The sequence below is a fragment of the Paeniglutamicibacter sp. ZC-3 genome (assembly GCF_025847175.2).
GTDB lineage: Bacteria > Actinomycetota > Actinomycetes > Actinomycetales > Micrococcaceae > Paeniglutamicibacter > Paeniglutamicibacter sulfureus.
The window spans coordinates 1-1,557 of record NZ_JAOYTG010000053.1 but is presented as its reverse complement, the minus strand read 5'-3'; the positions used below and the strand labels follow the sequence as shown (position 1 = coordinate 1,557).

The window sequence follows — 1,557 nt, the reverse complement described above, 5'->3', positions numbered from 1 at the left end:
CCCTACGTGTCAGGCTGGAGCGGTACCACGGTGACAGAGCAAGTCAGCTCGATCGCGTAGGGCGAGAACCAGGAAACCAATCAGTATGTCTAATCTAGTTTTGGCCGAAGTGCGCCAAGATGGATCCATGAGTAGTTCCGGACCGCGTGCCGGTGGACCGACCCCTCGCAGGTCGTATACCCCCGCGCAGAAGCTTGAGTTGTTGGCCCAGTACGAGGACGCCTGCACCCGCCAGGAAGGCGGTGCGTTCCTGCGGGAGCAAGGCTTGTATTCCTCGCAGATCACCGAGTGGCGCAAGTTGCGCGATGCCGGCGTCCTGCAGGGCAAGAAGGCCGGGGAGAAAATCGGGAAGTTGTCCCCGGAGCAGGCCGAGATCGCGCGTCTGCGCCGCCAGCTGGAGGTGAGCGAGAGCCGGTTGAAACGATCCGAGGCAGCCCTTGGTGTGATGGGAAAACTGCACGCGTTCTTGGAGACTCTCTCCGAGGACACGAACGACGATCCGAAGTCCAAGAAGCGTTGACGGACGCCTACGCCCAGCTGGTGGAACTGGCTGTCCCGACGCGGCGGGCCGCGGCACTGGTCGGGCTGTCGCGCACCACGATCTACCGCAAGCCGACCGCGCCGAGGGACCACGCACCGGCGGTGCCGCCGAACAAGCTCAGCGCCGCGGAGCGGGCCGAGATCCTCGCGGCCTTGAACTCGCCTCAGTTCGTGGACCTGGCGCCCCTGCAGGTCTATGCGAAGCTGCTGGACGCCGGGATCTACCTGGGCTCGGTCTCCACGTTCTACCGGGTCTTGGAGGAGAACCGGCAGGTCAAGGAACGCCGGAAACTCGCCAAGCATCCGCCCCGGGCCATCCCGGAACTGGTGGCCACCGCCACCGGTCAGGTGTATTCGTGGGACATCACCAAGTTGGCCGGTCCGGTCAAGGGCAAGTACTTTGACTGCTACCTGATGATCGATATCCACTCGCGGTTCATTGTCGGCGCGCACGTGCACGCCACCGAAGCGGCGATCCTGGCGGTGGAAATGATGAAGGAGATCTTCGGCATCCACGGCATCCCGCAGGTAGTGCACGCCGACCGCGGCACCTCTATGACGTCGAAGACCGTCGCCGCGTTGCTCTCGGATTTGGAGGTCACCCGATCGCATTCCCGGCCCAGGGTGAGCAATGATAATCCCTACTCAGAGTCGATTTTCAAGACAATGAAGTACGGGCCGACGTTCCCGGAGCGCTTCGCGTCCCTGGGCGACGCGAGGGCCTTCATCAGCGGCTTCGTCGACTGGTACAACCATCACCACCAGCACTCCGGCATCGGGTTCCATACCCCCGCCAACGTGCACTACGGCTTCTCCGACGGGGTCGCGCAGAAACGCTCCAACACGCTGAGTGCGGCCAGGGCCAAACACCCCCACCGTTTCAGCACCGCCAGCGACCCCAAGATCCTGGCCCTGCCCGGGCCGGCATGGATCAACCAACCAAGGGAAACCATCGAAAAAACAGCGGCCTAACGGCCGTCTAACTCACTTTGGTACCGCTTGACTTGAAAAATTCCG

Annotated in this window: 1 pseudogene; it reads left to right on the top strand. The window is 62.9% G+C overall.

Annotation, left to right across the window (positions count from 1 at the left end):
* Positions 1-127: 127 nt before the first annotated feature.
* Positions 128-1,512, top strand: a pseudogene (locus tag OIU93_RS20490) (IS3 family transposase).
* Positions 1,513-1,557 lie beyond the last annotated feature (45 nt).